The sequence below is a fragment of the Legionella sp. MW5194 genome (assembly GCF_016864235.1).
In the GTDB taxonomy this organism is placed as follows: Bacteria; Pseudomonadota; Gammaproteobacteria; order Legionellales; family Legionellaceae; genus Legionella_C.
In genome coordinates this window covers 3,106,363-3,122,657 of record NZ_CP045732.1, presented here as the reverse complement: position 1 = coordinate 3,122,657, position 16,295 = coordinate 3,106,363, and the positions used below count along the sequence as shown (strand labels likewise).

Here is a 16,295-nt window from a genome sequence, read left to right as displayed (position 1 = left end):
AACAAAACAAGGCTTGATTGGAATCAAGCCTTGTGAAGATCCATTAGCAGAAATAAGTGAATTTGATGAAGAGGCTTCTGATGGAGAAATGCTGAGGAATATAAAGTGTATTATCCCCTTCCTTGGCACGGTAGGAATCGGGCGACAGGTGGGGCAGGTATTGTTCGGAACCGATACCGCCTTCAATGCGGATATGGTTGGCGCTTCTGACATCAAAATCAGCGGCCACGGCCAGATTTCCGGCTAATACAGGCGATACCCAGGCCCGGCTGTTGGTGACTTGAGTGTAGGTGTGCACAGGGCTTGGCGGAAGTTCACCAAGGAACTCGTCAAAGGCCAGCGTTTCATTCCATTCGTTTTTATAGGAGCCGACTAGAATGGATGCCGATACATCGCCGCCGACACTGAAAATGCGGTTTAAGCGCCACTTGCCGCCCATACCGATGCGTGGGCCAATCCCGTAATACTTGGCGGAGTAATTGATGTTGTCAATTGAGGGTATGTTTATCCCGGCGAACTCATTGATGAAACGGCCATTGTAATTGGCTGTGAATCCCTTTTTAAATTCCGTGGCCTTGATGCCGTAAAATCGGGAAAACTCGACCCGGTTAAACTGTTCGGATGGGAAATAGTGATTGGTAATCAAATCGGCAGTCTGGTATTCATAATCCGCACTTATACCGGCTGACGCGGGGCCTCTGACGTACTGAGGGCCAAAATTGGCAAGCTGGCTTAAACGGTTAATGATAAGGCCATCTTCGCCCACGGCAATGTTTTTGCTGGTTTCAGTTGACAGATGGGAATAAGTCAGCACCAGATCGCGCTCATGGTTGGGATCAAACGCATAGCCCAGACTTAAGGTATAACCCCAGTCGGATTCCCCATCGGGCAGGAAGGCAGTCACCTGGCCTGACGGTGTTGCCTGCTCGGCAAAGACCAGTTTATTAATCCCTTCATCCGTGATGGCGCCATAAAAGGGGGCGACACTAAAGAAAAAATGATGGCCCAGATCTTCCGCTGCACCCATGGTGCCTGAAAAAGCAGGTGTTGCACAGGCTAAAGCCAGGGTCAGGCAGCTGGTTTTATTGACAAAATACTTCACGTTATTTACTCCCTTAAATCGTTACATTACTTCCTGAAAAAGCGCTGTAATGATACCATCGAAAAAGGTTTTGTCTATTCATTCGCTAAATCTGGTTGTGATTTGATTAAAAACAGTCAGGCGATGTGAAATAACAACGAGTTCCGGGGGCAAGCCGCTTTGGCCAAGGGATCAGAATGGGCGATAGAAGGAAAACAATACATGTTAAAACGCGATATTTCGAGAACAAATATCTTAGTCGCCTCCGCCGGTGGAATGATTGGCTCAGGCTGGCTGTTTAGCCCCTTCATCAGTGCGCAGATGGCAGGGAGCAATGCCTTGGTCAGCTGGGTTATCGCTGCCTTGTTCATGTTATTTATCGCTCTTCCGCTGTGTGAACTGGGGACGATGTTTCCCGTTGCGGGCGGGATGTCTAATTACCCAACGTTCACTCACGGCAAGGAGGTGGGCTTTTTGTTTGCCTGGACATCCTGGCTTTCCTATGTGGTGATGACCCCGATTGAGATTCAGGCGATCCTGCAATACTCCAGCCATTTTTTCCCGGCTCTGATGGCAGGTGATCCCGCCGCACTCAGTTTGTCAGGATACGGGTATGCGGCTGCAGGCGCCATCATGCTCTTTGTGGTGATTCTCAATTCCTATGGCATTAAAATGCTGGCGGAATGTAACAAATACGCGAGCATCATTAAATTTATTCTGCCCAGTATTGCGATTATCGCGCTGCTTCATAACAGTCCGTCGCTGGCTAATATTTCCATCCATCTTGGCGATAAGGAAAGCTGGGTGCAGATTTTTACGGCCCTGTCTGCCGGAGGCGTGGCCTTTGCTTTTACCGGATTTCAAAATGGCCTGATTCTGGCTGGCGAAGTGAAGAACCCGCAGCGTGATATTCCCATCGCAATTCTCGGGGCGGTGTTAATTGGCTTTGCACTTTATTTCATGCTGCAATTCAGTTTCCTTGCCGCCATGCCGCAAAAATACCTGGGCAATGGCTGGCAGGCACTCCACTATCCGGGCGACAGCGGTCCGTTGGTCGGGTTAACCCTGTTGCTGGGTTTAACCGTGGTGGCCACACTGCTCATGATCGATGCGGCCTTTTCCCCCTTTGGCACCACGCTGGTTTATACAGCGGCTACGTCCCGTATCGTGTATGGCATGGCTTTAAATCATCACCTGCCTGAATTTTTCCTTAAAGTGAATCGCCATAAAATCCCCTACGTCACCTTGTATGCCAATTTCCTGGTAGGATTGTTTTCATTCCTGCCCTTCCCTGGTTGGCAGAAGCTGGTGGCGTTTTTATCGTCAGCGAGTATTCTGTCTTACGGCATTGGTCCCATTTGTCTTCTGGCAATGCGACGATTGCAGCCGGATACCCCAAGACCGTTCAGACTGCCTTACAGCGGCTTTTTTTCGCACATTGCGTTTTACGTGTGTAATTTAATGCTGTATTGGTGCGGTTTCGCGATTTTATGGAAACTGTATGCGGCATTGCTGGCAGGATTGGTGATTAGCCTGATTTATAACCGCAAGCCACTCAGGGCCTGTGGTCAGAGTCTATTCTGGTTCTTATCTTACATGACCGTGTTGCTGGTGATTTCCTATCTGGGTTCGTTTGGCGGCCTGGGTATTTTGCAGTTTCCCTGGGATATGGTTTGTCTTTTGCCTTTCAGCCTAATCATGCTGTACTGGTCAGAGCTGGTTATCGACAATGCGCACCACGAACAAATCGAATTCGCGCCGGAGGACGATTTAACCAGCGAGGCGGCGTCCTAAGACGCAGGGGGCAAGGTGAGGGAAGTACGCATTTACCAGCCTGGTGATTACCTGGCCGGGCAGGAAATAACGCTGACGGAAGAAGCAGGTCAGCACATTGGCGTGGTGCTGCGCATGCAGCCCGGTGAGGGGCTGACCCTTTTTTCTGGTGATAACCGTGAGTTTAAGGCTGAAATTACGGCTGTTCATAAAAAACGCGTGACCGTGAGGCTTAAGGAGGCCGAACGGGTGGACAGGGAGTCCTCGCTTCGTCTTCACCTGGCGCAGGGCATTTCCAAAGGCGACCGCATGGAATGGGTGGTGCAAAAAGCAGTGGAACTGGGTGTCGCTAGCATCAGCCCTGTGTTCACAGCGCGCTGTGCGGTCAAACTTGATGCGGCGCGCCTGGAGAAGAAGCAGGCACAATGGCAGGCGATAGCCGTGGCCGCCTGTGAGCAATGCGGCCGCAACCAGGTGCCGCTGGTGCATAGTCCTGTGTCGTTTCATGAGGTGTTATTAAAGAGAAACGGTTTTCCCGGCTTTATTCTGCAACCGGGTACGCTGCATCATTACCGAAGCTACAGCGACCTTCACGTGCAGGAAGCGATGCTGTTAATTGGTCCTGAAGGCGGCTTAAGTCCCTCTGAATCAGATGAGGCTCAGCAAGCGGGCTTTCTGCCTTTAAGCCTTGGGCCGCGTATTTTGCGTACGGAGACGGCTGCGATTACGGCCATTAGTGTTTTGCAAGCGGTCTGGGGTGATCTATAATTGCTATACTTTTTCCAATACCTAAATCAGGGGCTATATCCATGAGTGACTATATAAAAACAGTAACGGACGCGAGTTTCGAACAGGATGTACTGAATTCCAATAAACCCGTTCTGGTTGATTTCTGGGCGGAATGGTGCGGTCCTTGTCGTGCATTAACCCCCATCCTCGAAGAGGTGGCCGCCAGTCACGGCGACAGCGTGACGTTTGCCAAATTGAATATCGATGAAAATCAGCAAATGCCGTCCAAATATGGCGTGATGAGTATTCCTACCCTGATTCTGTTTAAAAATGGGCAGGTAGAGGCCGTTAAAATGGGATTGTTGTCTAAATCCCAATTAAGTGCTTTTGTCGAAAGCAATGTGTAACGAGTGGTTACCCTGGCTGTTTGCGCAGTCAGGGTAAAAAAAGATGGCTTTCATAGCCAGAGTGTGATACGATAAAACTTCAATATGTGGCTAATTTTTCAGGTCACCAATCCCAGACTGTTCTGATTTGCTAAATTACACCAACACTTCGTAATCAGTTATTTCAGAAATAAAAAGATTGGCTACTGACAAATGAACCCGTAGGCAGCAGTTTCCTTGCTGACTTTCCCATACAATTTTCCTGGAAAATTCATTTCATTTAATAACACATTCAAGTGAGAAGTATGAATCTTATAGAACTTAAGCAAATGCCCATTGGTGACCTCGTTACTATCGCCGAGGAAATGGGGGTCGAAAACACGTCACGTATGCGCAAGCAGGATATTTTATTTGCCATCCTCAAAGCGCACGCCAGCAAAGGAGAGGATATCCTGGGCGGCGGTGTGATGGAGGTATTGCCCGATGGGTTTGGCTTCCTGCGTTCAGTCGATGCCTCTTATTTGGCCGGTCCTGACGACACCTATGTTTCCCCCAGTCAAATTCGACGCTTTGGCCTGCGTACAGGGGACACGGTGTACGGTAAAATTCGTCCCCCCAAAGACAATGAACGCTACTTTGCTCTCTTGAAAGTTGACCAGATTAACTTTGATTCCCCTGACAGCACCAAACGTAAAATCTCCTTTGAAAACTTAACACCGCTGTTTGCCTCCCGGCGATTGGTGATGGAGCAGGGCAATGGCAGTACAGAAGATTTAACGGCCCGGGTTGTGGATTTATGCGCTCCCTTTGGCCGCGGTCAGCGCGGTTTGATTGTGTCCCCCCCCAAAGCGGGTAAAACACTGATGCTGCAAAATCTTGCCCATTCGATTGAGAAAAGCTACCCCGATTGTTACCTGATTGTGTTGTTGATTGATGAGCGACCCGAAGAGGTGACCGAGATGCAGCGCTCTGTTAAGGGCGAAGTGGTCGCCAGCACATTCGATGAACCCGCTAACCGTCACGTCCAGGTGGCCGAAATGGTCATTGAAAAAGCCAAGCGCCTGGTCGAGCACAAGCGCGATGTCATCATTCTTTTAGACTCCATTACCCGTCTTGCGCGGGCCTACAACACCGTGATTCCTTCTTCAGGTAAGGTACTCACCGGGGGTGTGGATGCCAACGCCCTGCAGCGTCCCAAGCGCCTCTACGGTGCGGCCCGTAATGTGGAGGAAGGTGGCAGTCTGACCATCATTGCGACCGCCCTGGTTGATACTGGTTCAAAAATGGATGAAGTGATTTACGAAGAGTTCAAGGGAACCGGTAACATGGAAATCCACTTAAGCCGTAATATCTCTGAGCGTCGTGTATTCCCGGCCATCAACATTAATCGTTCCGGTACCCGCCGTGAAGATCTGCTCTTAAGTCCTGAAGACCTTCACCGCACCTGGATTCTGCGTAAGATTCTGCAATCGATGGAAGAGTGTGAAGCGATTGAATTCCTCCTTGAGCGCATGAAAAATCACAAGACCAATGCGGAGTTTTTTGAGGAAATGAAGCGTTAACAAATAAAGCAGTCTCAGCGCACATGACGGTTTCCTCATGTGCGCTGCCTTCCCTAGCTTACCCAATCATTAAGAACAATTCCAATCCCGGCACTGGTGGTGCGGTGATTGTATTCAATCAGACTTTGCCCATAGCCGCTGAACACCTGACCATAAACCGACAGCGATTGCAAAATAGGGTAGGACAACGTCACTTGCACGAATCCGCGCTGCAAACCGCTTTCAAGATTCTGTAATTCGAGACTGGCTTTCCAATCGCCGGGCAATTGATGCGATAACACCAGGTTATCATGCCCCAGAAAATGGGCGATATCCGGGTTGTGTAAATCACTGGATTCGGCTTTGTCGATTAAAGCCCAGAGTCGTAAATTCACCAGCCAGCGGTTACCCGTCCATTTAAGTTGCGTGTACGCGCGATTCCAACTGCGTTCGAGGGAACCGCCGCGGCCGTTGGATTGATGGTTAAGGCCGAGTTGAGCTGCAAAATAGGGATTAAAGTAGTTCTCAAGGAATAATTCAGGTTCATAATTGGTTTCACGAAAATACTGCGATTTGGCATACACCTGCCAATACATGAGCTGCGTGTAGGAGAAATTAAGCGCTAACGGCTTGTCTTTAATGACATGGCGGAAAATGGGGATTTTAAGGCTGATTTGCGCTTTAAATTCATCATTCTGTACTTCCTGATTATTGGGCGTTGCGTTCTGATAAATGGCGTGGAACGGCTTGTTGGTGTAGTAATAAGGTAACACGTAGTTGGGGCGATACAGTTCAATCAGGCTGGGGCTGTCGCTGGTTTTTTTCTGCTGCATTACCTGTTTTTCCAGGAGCGTTGGCTTTTTTAATGGAGGCGATTCCTCGTTTGTTTTAGCCCCGCTTGCAAGAGGAAGCATCAAAAGCATACAAAAAAATACAGAACGTTCTTTTCTCACAGGTCAATCTCATGCACAGACAACCTGATATTATATCAATTTGACAGGCAAATTTCCACTATGCGCGTTTTAGCCGCGTTTTAGCGTTAGCCAGATCTTGTGCTAATGAATCAAAAAATTCAAAGGCTTTAACCACGGCTAACAATTGCGGATTGGTTTCAAAATAGTCAACCAGAGCCTGAGCCACACGCTCATTGTCAGGGTAAAAAATGATGGCATTGTAGACTTTGGTGATGCCTTCATGCTGCGCTAGCATGTCATTTTCAATTTCATCAACCGTTTGAGCATCCTCTGCGCCCTTTAGTCGCTGCCGAAACAATTCCTTTTGAGCGTCAAGCAGTTGCGCAACGGAGCTCAATTGTTTAAGCCGCTGCATAAAATCTTTCGCCATTTGCAACTCGTCGCCGCTTAATTTGGCATAAAGCGTTTGTTCGCCAAGCCGTTCACGGGTGGTAGTGACTAAGTGGGCAAGGCTATTGTCCGCGTGAAATACCGCCATGATTTCGTTCAAATCACTGTCGCTTTGGCATTGCTGGCAAATGGCGTCAAACAGGGCTTTATCCATTCCGGCGGCGGCCTTGTGTAATGACTGATTCAGCTCCTTTTCCCGTTGATCAATACCTTGCACCAGGGTGGTCAATTCGCTCTCGTCGCTAACCGTTTCAAGTCGCTTTTTAAAATCCTGCATTGACTCTTTAAATAACATGATCTGGGGTTTAAGCTGCTTTAAGGCGCTAATGATGGCGGTCAATGTCGTTTGCTGGTCGTTGGACATCATCAATCCGGATGGTTAGAACTGGGGTTATAGTAGCATAGAGTGCTGCTATAAGAGAAAAGGCTCCTTACGTATCGCCCAAAAGCATCTTGTGCGATAATCCCTGCTTCACTTAACTCCTGTACGATGGCATGAACTATACTGATTTACGTGATTTTATCGACCAGCTTGAATCGCGTCATTTGCTGCAACGCATTGATTACCCGGTGTCGCCCATTCTGGAAATGACCGTCATCAGTGATCGGGTTTTACGCAAAGCCGGCCCGGCTTTATTATTCACCAACCCCAAAGGGGCAACCATGCCGGTATTGACCAATTTATTCGGTACCCCCGAGCGCGTGGCGCTGGGAATGGGGGAAGAATCGGTCAGTGCGTTACGGGAAGTGGGGGTATTGCTGGCTGCGCTTAAGGAACCCGAGCCGCCTAAAGGGTTTAAAGACGCATTCAGCAAACTGCCCTTGTTGAAACAGGCGCTGACGATGGCGCCCAAATACATCAGTCAGGCCCCCTGCCAGACCCATGTGTTTGAAGGGGACGAGGTTGATCTTGCCCGCTTGCCTGTCCAGACCTGCTGGCCTGGCGATGCAGCACCTTTAATCACCTGGGGATTGGTGACGACCAAGGGCCCGCATCAGGCGCGCGAAAACATGGGAATTTATCGTCAGCAGGTCATTGCCAAAAACAAGGTAATCATGCGCTGGCTGTCCCATCGGGGCGGCGCACTGGATTACCAGGCCTGGCAGGCAGCCCGTCCGGGGGAGCGTTTTCCCGTGGCGGTGACGCTTGGCGCGGATCCTGCGACCTTGCTTGCGGCGGTGACGCCGGTGCCGGATACGTTATCCGAATATGCTTTTGCCGGTCTATTACGCGGGCAACGTACGCAATTAACGCAATGCCTGGGCAGTGATCTGCATGTTCCTGCCAGTGCCGAAATTATTCTTGAGGGGTACATTAATCCTGGCGAAGAAGCGGCGGAAGGACCCTTTGGCGATCACACGGGTTATTACAATGAAGTAGACCATTTTCCGGTGTTGACAGTCGAGCGTATCACGCATCGCCCGGATCCCATTTACCACAGCACTTACACTGGCCGTCCGCCCGATGAGCCTGCCATTTTAGGCGTGGCTTTAAACGAGGTATTTATTCCCCTGTTACAAAAGCAGTTCCCGGAAATAGTTGATTTTTATTTGCCGCCGGAGGGTTGTTCCTACCGTTTGGCTGTCGTCACCATCAAAAAGCAATACCCCGGCCACGCCAAACGCATCATGATGGCTGTCTGGTCGTTTTTGCGACAATTTATGTACACTAAATTTGTCATTGTCTGCGATGATGACATTAATGCGCGTCAATGGGAGGATGTGATCTGGGCGCTGACCACGCGAGTTGATCCCTCGCGGGATACTGTCCTGTTGGATAATACCCCGATTGATTACCTTGATTTTGCTTCACCGGTATCCGGATTAGGCTCTAAAATGGGCATCGATGCGACCCATAAATGGAAAGGTGAAACCCAGCGCGAATGGGGCCGGGCCATTGCGATGGATGACGAGATTATTCAGCGTGTCGACGGCTATTGGGATTCTTTGGGATTATCGCTATGAGTATTAAAAAGACCTGGGCACAGGTGGAGCGCGTGACTCCCCTAACGGACAGTATTATCGAATTAATCCTTTCGCCACAACACTTCATCGACTATCAATCCGGCCAGTATTTAAAAATTCTTTGTGGTGAAGACGCATTAAGTTTTTCCATTGCCAACGCCCCACTGGGTTCGCACAAATACGAATTGCACATACGCCATGATCAGGGAAATCCTTATAATCAGCCGTTGTTCGCGGAAATAAAACGCGAAGGCCGTGTGCAGATAGCCTTGCCTTATGGCGATTGTTTTCTCAATCAATTGCACCCGGATCGCCCGGTGCTATTCCTTGCTGGCGGCACGGGTTTTGCTCCTGTCAAGGCCATGATCGAGCAATTACTGGCCACGGGTGATGCGCGTGCGTTTGCCCTGTATTGGGGGGCACGCTCCCAAAGCGATTTATACATGGATGATAAAGTGAAGCAGTGGCAGGCTCATGTCAGCCGCTTTCGCTACGTGACGCTGCTGTCGGGGGAGAGCCGTGAAAACGTAGCCGCTGTTGTGCAAATGGATTACCCTGACACGCTGTTGAACCACCAGATTGTTATCGCTGGACCGTTTGACATGGTGTATGCCATCCGTGATGCGCTGGTGGCGTCCGGCATGCCGCGTGAACAATTATTTTCAGATGCATTCAGTTTCGAACCGGAGGACAATTAATGGAAACGTTTTATCAAATACTCGGACTCATTGGCGCAGGCTTAATTATTTGGTATTTGTTCCGTACCGTCAAAGGGCGCCCTGATTTGTTTACCAGTGAAAATTTCAGTAAAAGCTTTGCCACCATGGGCCTCCTTGCACTGGTGCTGATTGCTTTTGTTGCCTTCCTGGTTTTCATGGTGCGAAGCACATAACCTTAGTGGCGCTTGGAATTACTGGAGTAACCATTCTTTTTTTCAATGAGGTAATCACCTACATTGGGATTGTCTATCCACAACGGAATCGTATCGGGCGCTAGATGGCATTCTTCAACATAGGTAATCTGGCTGCAGTTGTCGACTAACAGCCGGTACCAGGGATTGCGGGTTGCAAAAGCCCGTTTACTGGCCTGAGGATTATAGCGTCCGGAAGCCTGAAAAACAGGATCTGCGTCAATGATCACGGCACGGTATCCCAGTTGCTGATGCCATACCCGATCGCCAATATTAAATTTCGCATTTTTAATCATGATACACCTCACCGCGTGATCAAATTTGCCTTTTAATTAATTTATCGGTTAGCCTGAGCGAATCTTGAATACCAATGCAAGAATGAATGAATAAAGTGCTCTTTCGCTACAAAACCACCTTCGTGACCTGGGTTCTGGTGATAAGCTATGCCTACATGCACGTGAGGTTAACGGGCATCTATATCGATACCAACCTTGAAAAGCTGATGAATTTAAATGCCAGACTGCCGTTCGGTCAGCGCTTGTTGGTCCCAGCCTTGGCCAATGGCCTGCATCGTGTCCTGCCCTGGTCCCCTGAAGAGATTTTTTTTCTGTTGGAGCTCGTCTTTGTCAGTCTTTTGTTTTTCACCGTAAAGCGTTTGTTTCAGTTTGCATTTAATAAAAACCAGTCGGAATTGTTCAGTTGGCTTTTTCTGCTGTTACTGCCGTTAATGAGTGTGGTGAACTATCGCGTTACTACCCAGGGTGAAGCCACCTTTTTTTATCCCTATGACAGTGCTTGTCTCTTTTTTATGGCCCTGGGCTTTTTACTGTGTCTGCAAAAACGCTGGGTTGCGTTCACGCTGGTGGTGTTGGCGGCTACGTTTAATCGTGAAAGCAGTGTGTTGCTGGTCTTGCTGATTCCAGCCCTGCACTGGCAGGAACGCCGCGACCTGCTCAAGCCCCTGGCGGCTGCCGCCCTGGCCTATGCCTTCGCGCGCCTGGTGATCCTGTCTCTGGTCCGACATTTACCCGGCGCCTGGACCGAGTGGTATTTTCTTTCGTTTGCAGAAACGCATTTTAACAGCAATTTAATCTGGTTATTTAACCAGCAGCATCTGCTGCTGTTTATGTTTTGTTTTGCCGGATTGCCGTTATTCTGGTTTGCATTTTATGATTACATCCCCAAGCGCTATAGGCCACTACGCTACGTCGCCTTTTTTTATTTTACCGCGCTGCTTTTCATCGGTAATTTTATTGAGGCCCGCGTCTTTCAGGAAATTGTAATGTTGCTTTATTTGCCGGTGTGCATAGCCATTAGTTGCTGGGTGACTGGTCAGGAACCGGACTGGCAAGCGCCCTCAAGCCCGCTTGATTACCTTAACCGTTATGCGATTTTTATCATGATGGCAAGCCTCCTGCTGTTACGACATCCCTTACAGGCGCTTGCAGTAAGGTTGTCTGCCTGAGTTAACCCTCTGCGCTGCGTTGAGGCAGTGTAGCGGGCTTGAGGCGATTCTTCCAGACCGCCAGGCAAATCCCCGCTTCGTACAGAAGGCATAAAGGCACGGCCAGGATGACTTGCGACAGGACATCCGGTGGCGTTAGCAACATGCCCAAGGTAAAGGCCGCCACAATCACGTAGGGTCGTATCTGTCTTAAAGTCTCCACGTCAAGCCATTGCAGGCGCACCAGGGTGGTGCACAACAGGGGAACTTGAAAGCAGAAGCCAAAAAGAATCAGCATGCGGGTAATAAAATCAATCGCGTCATTCATGTCCGGCATGAGTTTCACGCCGTCGGGAACTGCCTGGGCAAAAAATTGAAACATAAAGGGCAAGACGATATAAAAGCAGAAAAGCAATCCCGCCATAAACAAAGCCAGGCTTAAACTCAAGGCGCCGACGATTGATTGGCGTTCACGTCGGTAGAGGCCTGGGGCGATGAATAACCACAATTGGCTTAAGGCAAACGGGGCTGTGGCCAGCAGTGCGGTATCCGCCGCAAGCCTGACCGGGGTGAGGACTGGTGAGGTAATTCGGGTGGCAATCAACGTATGGTTTGCAGGCAATTGCTTAAGCAGAGGTGTCACCAGCGTGTGAAACAGTGCATTGGCATAAAAAAAGAAAAAGCAAAACAGCACCAGGAAAAAAATAACTGTCTTCAACGCCCTGTGCCGTAGTTCGATTAAATGCAGAAGCATGATAAGGTTCATGAAAAGAGTGTTCTGATTAAGCTATCACGGATGCGATTGTCTCGGTAGTCGTCCGATGGCGAATCGGACAAAAGCTGAAAAATCGGGTATAATGACTGCGATTTTAAACGAGGTAAAGTCCGGTGAGTCATCATCCACGCAAGCGTTTTGGCCAGAATTTTTTACAGGATCAGGCGATCATTGGCCGTATCATCGATGCCATTAATCCGCAACCGGCCGACACCATGGTCGAAATCGGCCCGGGGCTTGCTGCATTGACTGTGCCGCTTCTGGGACGGCTCAATCAACTCATAGCCATTGAAATTGATACGGATTTGCAGCAAAGGCTCCTGGAGTTGCCTGAAGCGAAAGACAAATTGCAGTTGCTTGGGGCGGATGCCCTGAGTGTGGATTTTTCGCAGTGGGGCAGACACTTGCGTGTGGTTGGCAATTTGCCGTACAACATTTCAACGCCCCTGCTGTTGCATTTGCTGCATCAGGTCTCGTTCATCCGGGACATGCATTTTATGCTGCAGAAAGAAGTCGTCAGCCGAATCGCTGCGGAACCGGGTTCAAAAGCCTATGGACGATTAAGCATCATGACTCAATATTATTGCGAGGCAAGTTTTTTGTTTGATGTACCGCCTGATGCGTTTTATCCGAAACCCAAGGTGGATTCAGCCATCCTGCGCCTCGTGCCCTACCCGCAATCCCCGTTTGATGCAGTGGATTATGGCGTACTGGAAAAAGTGGTGGCCCTGGCGTTTGGGATGCGACGAAAAACGCTGGCTAACAATTTAAAACCGGTACTAAGCGCTGACCAGTTGCAGGATATTGGCATTAACCCTGTCATGCGGCCTGAACAGCTGTCTGTCAAAGAGTATGTCCGCATAGCCAATGCGGTTGGCAATAGTATAAAATTATAACTGTAGTACACTTTTGGAGACTCCATTGTTCCATCGTCCTGGCAAAAAAGGCAAGGCCTTGCAGGCTCGCCCGTTGAAAGATATGACTCGTGTTCTTGCTGCCGAAGTACTGCTGGCTGAAGAAAAAAGAGTCACATTACTTAATCAGATCAAAGACACGCTGGCCCTTGATTCCTCCCGGTTTGAGACACTTTGCCAGGCGTTAATGAATCATTTTGTCAACCACTGCCAGAATTTGCCGGAAACGTCCACCAGTTATTATTCGCAGCCTGGGGGTTTTCTTGATCACGCCTTAAACCGAACGGAGGCAGCGCTGAATTTATTTAAGCAGTTTATTCTGCTGGATGGCGCTGCGGAATTGTCCGAAGAGCAGAAACTCTGGCAATACACCCTGTTTTCAGCAGCCCTGTTGCAGGGAATAGGTAAACTGCAAATCGATTTGAAAGTCGAACTGTTTGATAACAACGGCTTGTTTTTAAAGCAATGGAATCCACTGCTGGAGAGTCTGGCAGCTGTCGGTAGTCATTATGTCTATGAATTTTTGAAAGAGTCCGATGTGGAATTTCGGCGTCGTCTCAATTTGCTGCTGGCGACTCGTCTAATGCCCGCCGCCGGATTTGCCTGGATTGCTTCCAATCCCCCTGTGCTGGCCATCTGGCTTGCGTTACTGAACGAGGATCATTACGCGGCCGGGACCTTGGGTGCTATTCTCATTCGTGCCGACGCGATTGCCATTCAGCGTTATTTCAATCAGTTAATGGCTCGTAATTATGGTTCCCGCGGCGGCAACCGGTATGGCCGTGTCAGTACCTTTGCAGGCGGTGTACCGGAATCCATCAGCAACATGGAGCAGCAGCTTGGCCTTGAGTTTATCCAGTGGCTGACCAAATCGCTGGAAAGCGGGCGCATAATGATTAACAAGGCTCCCCTGTTGATGGTTCCCGGCGGTCTTTTGATGTCGCCGGACATCTTTAAATTGTTTGTGCGTGAGCATCCTGAGTTTAAAAACTGGCAGGCCATACAAAATGGTTTTCTGTCCTTAGGCTTGCACAGGGCAGGTTCCGACGGCCAGGTGGTTTCACGTTTTGAACAATTGAATAACCAGCAGATGCATAGCGGTATTGTGTTTGCCGATTACGCCATTGCCTTGCCGGCGGAGGTGTCTGTTCATTCCCTGCAATCCGGGAAAGTAAGCACCCTTTCGGCCACCGAATTCATCCACCAGGCGCAAGTGAATCATCAGTTTATCGGCCACCCATCCCATGCTGCGATTCAGGCATTGCATCACCTCAATGCCGAAGGCCGTTGGCAAACAGTAGCGCCGGCTTCGGCCCAGGCGAAACCCGGAGTATTAAACGGTGCCTGATTACGCGATAGGCGATATTCAGGGCTGTTATGACCCCTTGCTTCGTTTACTGGACCACATTCAATTTAATGAGCGTAGCGACAGGCTGTGGTTTGTCGGGGATCTTGTCAATCGCGGGCCGCAATCGCTTGCGGTATTGCGTTTCGTCAAAAACCTGCCGCTCAAGCCTTACGTCACCCTCGGTAATCATGATTTGCATCTCTTAAGCCGATTGTTTACCGATTCTCCCCGTCTAAACCAGGATGACACCCTGCACGACATCCTTGTTGCTCCCGATCGTCACGAATTGGGCCATTGGTTGCGGCACCAGTCTATTCTCCATCACGATGAAGCCTTGAATGTGGTGATGTGCCATGCCGGCATTGCGCCGGTCTGGAATTTAAACCAAGCGAAACAGCATGCCGGTGAACTGGAGCAGGTGCTGTCTGGACCCGATTACCGGGAGTTCCTGGCTCATATGTATGGCAATAATCCTGACCACTGGTCCGATGAACTCTGCGGCATGGAGCGACTGCGTCTCATTACCAATTATTATACCCGCATGCGCTTTTGCGATGCTAAAGGGCGATTGCTGTTGCACCATAAAGGCCCACTTGCCACCGCCTCGACAAAGCTGCTGCCCTGGTTTGACGTGCCGAACCGGCCTGTGATTGAGGCTGACATTGTTTTTGGTCATTGGGCGGCATTACAGGGCCACTCGCCCAATCCCCGTATTCATGCCATCGATACTGGCTGCTTATGGGGGGGGATGTTAACCGCCCTCCGGTTACAGGATAAACAACGGTTCAGTGTGCCCGGGTTAAACGTGGCCTAGGTTTTTCCTCGATGCAGCATGCCTTAGTGATCAAATTAAATACATATGATAAACTCCTGCGGCCACAATCAGTGGTCATTAGGAGATTGAGATGAAAGTAACACCAGCAATTGCTTTAACCTTGCTCATGAGCAGCAGCGTCATGGCTCAGGACATACACATCCAGGGCACTTTTTCCAAAACCATCAAAGCCCCCATCGTGCAGGGTAAAAACAGCCTGCAGGCGCCCAAGATTAAAACCATCAAATTACTCAAAGTCGAACTTTCCACGCACGCACAGCAAATTCTGGCAGCCAGAGCGGCCGCTGCCGTGAACAAAACGCAGCAATTGGCGTTCCCCTCTAACAGCAAGTACCCTCCCCAGGTGGAATTGGGTATGAATGACGTACCGGTACTGGATCAGGGCTACCATGGTTCCTGCGTGACCTTTGCTTCGACGGCGGCCGTTGATGCCGTGCTGCAAAAAGGCGACTATGTCAGTCAATTGTGCCAATTGCAGTTAGGCAATTACCTCGAAAAACAAGGGTATGCCTTAAGCGGCTGGGATGGTTCACTGGGACGATTTGTTTTAAGCCAGATGGATATGTTTGGGATCGTGCCCAAAGAGCGTGAAGCGGCTCAGGGATGCGGTGGTTTGCATGAATATCCGCTTGAAGGCGAAAGACCATTTGATGCGATGACACCGGAGGAATACCGTGAAATCAGCCTGCGCATGGACGATCACGTAGCCTGGTCTCCTGTCCTGGATATTATGGATGCTTTTGACCGTTTTGATACCAATCAAACGTTGACTCAGGTGAAAGCTTCCCTGTCAGCGGGTGATCGGGTGACATTCGGCGTTTTATTACTCGATTTTGATCTGGGTACCATGGGGGCAGTCGGCACTCGTAATTCCACCAACGACAGTTGGGTGCTGACACCGCAAATTGCACGCGACGTTTACCAAAGACCTTTTTTTGGTGGACATGAAATGGTGATTACCGGCTATGACGACAATGCCGTTGCCATTGATGATGAAGGGCGTGAACACCGCGGTCTGTTAACCCTGCGTAATTCCTGGGGTGATCGTCTGGGGGATCATGGTGATTTTTACATGTCTTACGATTACTTCAAGTTGCTGGTTATCGAAGCCCAACGCATTCGCTCACTGGCTGAAACCGATGAAGGCGGTGATGAGTCCGCTCAAACGCATTAATTCCTTGTTTCCTATCGCGGCTTGCCTGGCCGCGATAAACACCGCAACACAAGCAC

At 49.7% G+C, this 16,295-nt stretch carries 17 protein-coding genes; 12 read left to right on the top strand and 5 right to left on the bottom strand.

The window, feature by feature from the left end:
• Positions 1 to 43 precede the first annotated feature (43 nt).
• Positions 44 to 1,102 carry an Lpg1974 family pore-forming outer membrane protein gene (locus GH742_RS14460; protein WP_203455550.1) on the bottom strand — a complete coding sequence of 353 codons (1,059 nt, stop codon included), beginning with the start codon at positions 1,100 to 1,102 and terminating at the stop codon, positions 44 to 46.
• A gap of 201 nt (positions 1,103 to 1,303) precedes the next feature.
• Between GH742_RS14460 and GH742_RS14455 the strand changes: the two genes are divergently transcribed.
• The 4 genes from GH742_RS14455 (at position 1,304) to rho (ending at position 5,531) form a co-directional block, all read left to right on the top strand.
• Entirely contained in the window at positions 1,304 to 2,875 is a 1,572-nt protein-coding gene (locus GH742_RS14455) for an APC family permease (RefSeq protein WP_203455549.1), read from the top strand.
• A gap of 15 nt (positions 2,876 to 2,890) precedes the next feature.
• Positions 2,891 to 3,622, top strand: a complete 732-nt coding sequence (locus GH742_RS14450; protein ID WP_203455548.1) for a 16S rRNA (uracil(1498)-N(3))-methyltransferase — start codon at positions 2,891 to 2,893, stop codon at positions 3,620 to 3,622.
• A gap of 41 nt (positions 3,623 to 3,663) precedes the next feature.
• The gene (trxA, locus tag GH742_RS14445) at positions 3,664 to 3,990 is read left to right on the top strand and encodes a thioredoxin (RefSeq protein ID WP_058532582.1); all 327 of its coding nucleotides are present in this window, start codon (positions 3,664 to 3,666) and stop codon (positions 3,988 to 3,990) included.
• Positions 3,991 to 4,274: 284 nt separating this feature from the next.
• Positions 4,275 to 5,531, top strand: a complete 1,257-nt coding sequence (rho, locus tag GH742_RS14440; protein WP_108290948.1) for a transcription termination factor Rho — start codon at positions 4,275 to 4,277, stop codon at positions 5,529 to 5,531.
• 53 nt (positions 5,532 to 5,584) lie between these two features.
• On the opposite strand, the gene GH742_RS14435 is transcribed toward rho, so the two are convergent.
• Positions 5,585 to 6,424 carry a phospholipase A gene (locus GH742_RS14435; RefSeq protein ID WP_203455547.1) on the bottom strand — a complete coding sequence of 280 codons (840 nt, stop codon included), beginning with the start codon at positions 6,422 to 6,424 and terminating at the stop codon, positions 5,585 to 5,587.
• A gap of 97 nt (positions 6,425 to 6,521) precedes the next feature.
• Complete coding sequence (locus tag GH742_RS14430; protein ID WP_203455546.1) at positions 6,522 to 7,241, bottom strand: hypothetical protein; 720 nt, start codon at positions 7,239 to 7,241, stop codon at positions 6,522 to 6,524.
• 128 nt (positions 7,242 to 7,369) lie between these two features.
• On the opposite strand from GH742_RS14430, the gene ubiD reads away from it, so the two are divergent.
• From ubiD to GH742_RS14415, 3 genes are read left to right on the top strand one after another with little or no spacing between them, the layout of a single operon-like run.
• Positions 7,370 to 8,839, top strand: coding sequence for a 4-hydroxy-3-polyprenylbenzoate decarboxylase (gene ubiD / locus GH742_RS14425; protein WP_203455545.1), 1,470 nt, complete (start codon positions 7,370 to 7,372; stop codon positions 8,837 to 8,839).
• Entirely contained in the window at positions 8,836 to 9,537 is a 702-nt protein-coding gene (locus tag GH742_RS14420; protein ID WP_203455544.1) for an NAD(P)H-flavin reductase, read from the top strand. Before ubiD ends, GH742_RS14420 begins: the two co-directional genes overlap by 4 nt.
• Positions 9,537 to 9,731, top strand: a complete 195-nt coding sequence (locus tag GH742_RS14415) for a hypothetical protein (protein ID WP_203455543.1) — start codon at positions 9,537 to 9,539, stop codon at positions 9,729 to 9,731. The genes GH742_RS14420 and GH742_RS14415 overlap by 1 nt, the downstream gene beginning before the upstream one ends.
• Before the next feature lie 2 nt (positions 9,732 to 9,733).
• Here GH742_RS14415 and hspQ read toward each other — a convergent pair whose 3' ends face one another.
• Positions 9,734 to 10,045, bottom strand: coding sequence for a heat shock protein HspQ (hspQ, locus tag GH742_RS14410; RefSeq protein ID WP_203455542.1), 312 nt, complete (start codon positions 10,043 to 10,045; stop codon positions 9,734 to 9,736).
• Between the two features lie 86 nt (positions 10,046 to 10,131).
• Between hspQ and GH742_RS14405 the strand changes: the two genes are divergently transcribed.
• The gene (locus GH742_RS14405) at positions 10,132 to 11,214 is read left to right on the top strand and encodes a hypothetical protein (protein ID WP_203455541.1); all 1,083 of its coding nucleotides are present in this window, start codon (positions 10,132 to 10,134) and stop codon (positions 11,212 to 11,214) included.
• Position 11,215: 1 nt separating this feature from the next.
• On the opposite strand, the gene tatC is transcribed toward GH742_RS14405, so the two are convergent.
• A complete protein-coding gene (gene tatC, locus GH742_RS14400) occupies positions 11,216 to 11,947 on the bottom strand; it encodes a twin-arginine translocase subunit TatC (protein ID WP_203455540.1) in 732 nt (243 codons plus the stop codon).
• Positions 11,948 to 12,081: 134 nt separating this feature from the next.
• On the opposite strand from tatC, the gene rsmA reads away from it, so the two are divergent.
• From rsmA to GH742_RS14380, 4 genes are all read left to right on the top strand, one after another.
• Positions 12,082 to 12,864: a 16S rRNA (adenine(1518)-N(6)/adenine(1519)-N(6))-dimethyltransferase RsmA gene (gene rsmA / locus GH742_RS14395; protein ID WP_203455539.1), complete on the top strand. Its 783-nt coding sequence runs from the start codon at positions 12,082 to 12,084 to the stop codon at positions 12,862 to 12,864.
• Between the two features lie 25 nt (positions 12,865 to 12,889).
• Positions 12,890 to 14,230: a TraI domain-containing protein gene (locus GH742_RS14390; protein WP_203455538.1), complete on the top strand. Its 1,341-nt coding sequence runs from the start codon at positions 12,890 to 12,892 to the stop codon at positions 14,228 to 14,230.
• Positions 14,223 to 15,044 carry a symmetrical bis(5'-nucleosyl)-tetraphosphatase gene (locus GH742_RS14385; RefSeq protein ID WP_203455537.1) on the top strand — a complete coding sequence of 274 codons (822 nt, stop codon included), beginning with the start codon at positions 14,223 to 14,225 and terminating at the stop codon, positions 15,042 to 15,044. The genes GH742_RS14390 and GH742_RS14385 overlap by 8 nt, the downstream gene beginning before the upstream one ends.
• 91 nt (positions 15,045 to 15,135) lie before the next feature.
• The gene (locus tag GH742_RS14380; protein ID WP_203455536.1) at positions 15,136 to 16,239 is read left to right on the top strand and encodes a C1 family peptidase; all 1,104 of its coding nucleotides are present in this window, start codon (positions 15,136 to 15,138) and stop codon (positions 16,237 to 16,239) included.
• Positions 16,240 to 16,295: the final 56 nt, after the last annotated feature.